The sequence below is a fragment of the Halomonas sp. BM-2019 genome (assembly GCF_017584085.1).
The window spans coordinates 2,618,024-2,622,883 of sequence record NZ_CP071922.1 but is presented as its reverse complement, the minus strand read 5'-3'; the positions used below and the strand labels follow the sequence as shown (position 1 = coordinate 2,622,883).

At 69.4% G+C, this 4,860-nt stretch carries 6 protein-coding genes; 4 read left to right on the top strand and 2 right to left on the bottom strand.

Annotated features, from left to right (window positions below; translation table 11 throughout):
- Positions 1-509: formyltetrahydrofolate deformylase (locus J5F18_RS13120; protein ID WP_346299058.1), on the top strand; the 509-nt coding region annotated here is incomplete at its 5' end.
- Between the two features lie 19 nt (positions 510-528).
- Complete coding sequence (locus J5F18_RS13115; RefSeq protein ID WP_346299057.1) at positions 529-1,179, top strand: energy-coupling factor ABC transporter permease; 651 nt, start codon at positions 529-531, stop codon at positions 1,177-1,179.
- Positions 1,180-1,433: 254 nt separating this feature from the next.
- On the opposite strand, the gene dinB is transcribed toward J5F18_RS13115, so the two are convergent.
- Both dinB and lexA read right to left on the bottom strand, forming a co-directional pair.
- Positions 1,434-2,498: a DNA polymerase IV gene (dinB, locus tag J5F18_RS13110; RefSeq protein ID WP_346302228.1), complete on the bottom strand. Its 1,065-nt coding sequence runs from the start codon at positions 2,496-2,498 to the stop codon at positions 1,434-1,436.
- Positions 2,479-3,129: a transcriptional repressor LexA gene (gene lexA / locus J5F18_RS13105; protein WP_346299056.1), complete on the bottom strand. Its 651-nt coding sequence runs from the start codon at positions 3,127-3,129 to the stop codon at positions 2,479-2,481. The genes dinB and lexA overlap by 20 nt, the downstream gene beginning before the upstream one ends.
- A gap of 202 nt (positions 3,130-3,331) precedes the next feature.
- Between lexA and J5F18_RS13100 the strand changes: the two genes are divergently transcribed.
- Complete coding sequence (locus J5F18_RS13100; protein ID WP_346299055.1) at positions 3,332-4,003, top strand: TetR/AcrR family transcriptional regulator; 672 nt, start codon at positions 3,332-3,334, stop codon at positions 4,001-4,003.
- Between the two features lie 122 nt (positions 4,004-4,125).
- Positions 4,126-4,860: beta-N-acetylhexosaminidase (gene nagZ / locus J5F18_RS13095; protein WP_346299054.1), on the top strand; the 735-nt coding region annotated here is incomplete at its 3' end.

The following is a 4,860-nucleotide window of genomic DNA, read 5'->3' as shown; positions in this document are numbered from 1 at the left end:
ACATCGCGGCGGTGATCTCCAACCACGAGACCATGCGCGGCCTGGTGGAGTGGCACGGCATTCCCTACCACCACGTGCCGGTGAAGCCCGACGACAAGCAGGCCGCCTTCGACGAGGTGGCCCGGCTGGTGGACGAGCTGCGGGCCGACTGCGTGGTGCTGGCCCGCTACATGCAGATCCTGCCCCCGGCGCTGTGTGAACGCTATGCCGGGCGGGTGATCAATATCCATCACAGCTTCCTGCCCTCCTTCGCCGGCGCCAAGCCCTACCACCAGGCCTTTGAGCGGGGCGTGAAGCTGATCGGCGCCACCTGTCACTATGTCACCGAGGAGCTGGATGCCGGCCCGATCATCGAGCAGGACATCCATCGAGTGAGCCACTGCCACAACCCCGAGGACTTGGTGCGCTTCGGCCGCGACGTGGAGAAGGCGGTGCTGGCCCGCGGCCTGCACTGGCATCTGCAGGACCGGGTGCTGATCCACGGCAACAAGACGGTCGTGTTCGCCTGACCCCGAGCGGAGCCCCGGCATGTCCTTTTCCGAAGCGGTGCTGGCCCCCTGGCTGCTGGGGCTCTGTGCGTTCCTGGCGCTGGCCCAGCGCCCCTGGCGGGCGCTGCTGGACGATACGGCGCTGCAGCACCGTTGGCTCGCCGCCACGGTGGCGGTGCTGCTGATGTGGCAGCTGCGCGCCCAGGCCGTCGACTGGCTCTCCCTGCACCTGATGTTCACGGCGCTGCTGACCCTGGTGTTCAAGGCGCCGCTGGCCCTGCTGTCGATCCTGATCGTCAACCTGGTGGCGGTGCTGACCGGGCGGGTGGCGTGGCCGCTGCTCGGGGTCAACCTGCTGGTGACCGGCGTGGTCCCGGCGCTGGTGATGGTGCTGATCTGGCGACTGGTGGATCGCCGCCTGCCCGACAACCTGATGGTCTTCCTGTTCGTCTGTGGCTTCTTCGGCGCCGCGCTCTCCACCCTGGCGGCGGGTCTCTCGGCGGTGGGCCTGATGCTGCTGGGGGCCAGCGACGCCCACGCCCTCTACCAGGCCCTGGAGTATGCCCGCTTCCTGCCGCTGCTGATGCCCTCCGAGGCCTTCATCACCGGGATGCTGATGGCGATCCTGCTGGTCTATCACCCGAGCTGGGTCGCCACCTTCAACGACCATCGCTATATCGATACGAAATAGCGCCGAGCGCCCTTCGGGCAGTAGCTACAAGCGCCTAGCGCCCAGCAGCTCACTGACGGGCGGCAGGTGGCGAGGGGCGGTGTTGCCGGCACAGACCGGTGGTCCTCACTGTGGGAGGCCGGGTTTCCCGGGCGAAGGCGCCGCAGGCGCCCCGGAGGTGTTGCCGAATCAGACATCTACCGCGGGGAGGCCTCCGGCCTCCATTCGCCCGGCAGAGCCGGCCTCCCACTCCCACTCCGGCTAGGCGCTAGGCGCTAAAACCCCAGCGCCAGCTGGCGCCGTTCGGCCTCGGGCAGCAGCCGGGCGCCGACGCCGAGCAGGCGTACCGGGCGGCGGCCGCGCTCCCAGGCCTGTTCCAGCAGGCGGACGTAGCTCTCGGGACGAGGGGAGAGCCCCCGGCTCTCCAGGGTGGTCAGGCTGAAGTCGTCGAAGCGCACCTTGACCACCAGGCCCGCCAGCGGCGGCTGACCGTGGCGCGCCAGGCGCTCCGCCAGGCGCGCGCAGAGCGGCTCGAGGGCTTCTCGGCAGCTGGCCAGGTCGCGCAGGTCCCGGGCGAAGGTGGTCTCCACGCTGATCGACTTGCGCTCACGCTCGAGGCGTACCGGACGCTCGTCGATTCCCCGGGAGAGCTCGAAGAGCCGTTTGCCGAACTTGCCGAACTCCTCCACCAGGCGGGGCAGTGGCAGGGTGCGAAGCTCGGCGCAGGTGGTGATGCCCAGGGCGTCGAGGCGCGCCCCGGTGGCCGGGCCCACGCCGTGGAGCTTGTTGACCGGCAGCGCCGACAGGAACTCATCGACCCGCTCCGGGGGGATCACCGTCAGGCCGTCGGGCTTCTCCCAGTCGCTGGCGATCTTGGCCAGGAACTTGCTTGGCGCCGCCCCCACCGACAGGGTGATGCCGGTGCGCGCCAGGCACTCCTGCTTGAGCCAGCGGGCCATCCAGGTGGCGCTGCCGGCGAAGCGTTCGACGCCGGTCACATCCAGATAGGCCTCGTCCAGGGAGAGCGGCTCCACCCGAGGGGTGAGCTCGTGGAAGATCGCCTGGATCTGCTGCGACACCGCGCGGTACCTGGCGAAGTCGCCGGGCAGCAGGGTGAGCCGGGGGCAGAGGCGTAGCGCCCGGGCGGTGGGCATCGCCGAGTGGATGCCGAAGGCCCGGGCGGGGTAGTTGCAGGTGGCGATCACCCCGCGCCGCTCGGGACTGCCGCCGATGGCCAGCGGTACCTCCCGGAGCGCCGGGTTGTCGCGCATCTCCACCGCTGCGTAGAAGCAGTCGCAGTCGGCGTGGAGGATCTTCCTGTCAGCCGAGGGCCTGGCCATTGCCGCCACGGATCACGCCCACCCCGATGCCCTCGATCTCCAGCGCCTGGTGGCGCAGGTCCACCTCGATGGGGGGGAAGTCGGGATTCTCGGCGATCAGGGTGACCCGGTGCCCGTCGCGCCGGAAGCGCTTCACCGTCACCTCGTCTTCCAGGCGCGCCACCACGATCTGGCCGTCGCGGACGCGCTCGGTGCGATGCACGGCGAGCAGGTCGCCCTCGAGGATGCCGATCTCCTTCATGGAGAGCCCGCGCACCCTGAGCAGGTAGTCGGCCCGGGGGGTGAAGTACTCGGGGGGCAGGGGGCAGTAGCGATCGATATGCTCGGCGGCCAGGATCGGACTGCCGGCGGCCACCTCGCCGATGATGGGAAGCCCCTGGGCCGGGGCGTCGCCCTCCACGGGGACCTCTTGCTCCGGGGCGGGCAACCGAATGCCCCGGGAGGTGCCGGCGATCATGCGGATCACCCCCTTGCGCTCGAGGGCACGCAGGTGCTCCTCGGCGGCGTTGGGCGAGCGAAAGCCCAGGGCGCGGGCGATCTCGGCCCGGGTCGGGGGATAGCCGAGCTCGTTGATGGTCTTGACGATGAAGTCGTAGACGTTCTGCTGGCGCTGGGTGAGGGGGCGTGCCATGCGACCTCCGGCTGTCGGGTAGTGGCGAATGGGGTCCGCGCTTCTTGTTCAAGTATACAGCATGGAAGTGCATACAGTAAAAGGCGCCGTTTTCCCGCTGTTTTAAACGCGGTCCGACAATGCGAATTGAGCCCGAGGGTCCGGCTCGCGTAGAATCAGGGCACGTTTGAAACGGCTGTTTATAACCAGGAAGACTTAGCAAATGGCTCAGACCGACACCGTCACCCGGATCCTCGACACGGCCGAGGTGCTGTTTGCCGAGCGGGGCTTCGCCGAGACCTCGCTGCGCACCATCACCAGCAAGGCCAGGGTCAACCTGGCCGCGGTGAACTACCACTTCGGCTCCAAGAAGTCGCTGATCCAGGCGGTGTTCGCCCGCTATCTCGACCCCTTCACCGAGCGTTTCCACCGGGCGCTGGACGAGCTGGAAGGGCGCTACGCGGACCAGGTGATCCCCCTGGAGGAGCTGCTGGAGACCATGGCACGCACGGTGCTCGAGGTCCCCGCCGAACGCAACAGCCTCAAGGTCTTCATGCGGCTGCTGGGGCTGGCCTACAGCCAGGCCCAGGGCCACCTGCGTCGCTATATCCAGGAGGAGTACGGCAGCGTCTTCACCCGCTTCACCGAACTGGTGCGCAAGGCCACCCCGGAGCTGCCTGACGCCGAACGCTTCTGGCGGCTGCACTTCGTGCTGGGCACCGTGATCTTCACCCTCTCGGGCCTCGATGCCCTGCGCGATATCGCCGAGAAGGACTATGGTGAACATGTCACGGTGCGCGACCTGATCCGCCGCCTGCGCCCGGTGGTGGTGGCCGCCATGCAGGCCCCGCTGCCAACGCCCTCGGCCGCTACGCCGAGCGTCGTGACCTCCTGATCCCGCCGGGGCGGCGTCGGCGAGTGGCTAGCGGGGTCCCGTGGGTTGAGGGGCCCCGAGCGGCTGTCACTGGCGCGGACTTTGCCCTAGAATCTGCCCCCTTTCACGCCAAGGAACCGATCATGACCCAGACCCTCGGGCCGGTGATGCTGGATCTGGAGGGCCCCGTGCTGACGGCCGAGGAGCGCCAGCTCCTCGGGCGCCCCGAAGTGGGCGGGGTGATCCTCTTCGCGCGCAATACCGAATCCGCAGCCCAGGTGCGGGCCCTGTGCGACGATATCCGGCGGGTGCGCCCCGGCCTGCTGCTGGCCATCGACCAGGAGGGCGGCCGGGTGCAGCGCCTGCGCCAGGATGTGACCCGTCTGCCGGCCATGGCGCGGCTGGGAGATGACTTCGCCAGTCAGCCCGAGGTCATCCGGCGGCTCTGCCAGGACGCCGGCTGGCTGCTGGGCATGGAGATGGCCGCCTGTGGCCTCGACCTCAGCTTCGCTCCGGTGCTGGACGTGGACGACGGCACCTCCACGGTGATCGGCGATCGCAGCTTCTCCGCCGATCCCGAGGCCGTGGCCACCCTGGCCGGCGCCTTCGTCGACGGCCTGCACGAAGCGGGCATGGTCGCCGTGGGCAAGCATTTCCCCGGCCACGGCGGCGTGGCGGCGGACTCCCATCGGGAGCTCCCGGTGGATCCTCGCTCGCTGGCGGCCCTGCGCGAGCGCGACCTGGTGCCCTTCAGCCGCCTGGCCGGCCGGCTGGACGGGGTGATGCCGGCCCATGTGATCTACTCCGCCTTCGACCCGCGGCCTGCCGGCTTCTCACCGGCCTGGCTCGGCCTGCTGCGCGAGAGCCTGGGCTTCAAG

Excerpts from the sequence above, each read along its gene's own strand:
- lexA (WP_346299056.1), bottom strand. The coding sequence starts at position 3,129 with ATGGCACGCCCCCTCACCCAGCGCCAGCAGAACGTCTACGACTTCATC.
- J5F18_RS13115 (WP_346299057.1), top strand. The coding sequence starts at position 529 with ATGTCCTTTTCCGAAGCGGTGCTGGCCCCCTGGCTGCTGGGGCTCTGT.
- dinB (WP_346302228.1), bottom strand. The coding sequence starts at position 2,498 with ATGGCCAGGCCCTCGGCTGACAGGAAGATCCTCCACGCCGACTGCGAC.
- J5F18_RS13100 (WP_346299055.1), top strand. The coding sequence starts at position 3,332 with ATGGCTCAGACCGACACCGTCACCCGGATCCTCGACACGGCCGAGGTG.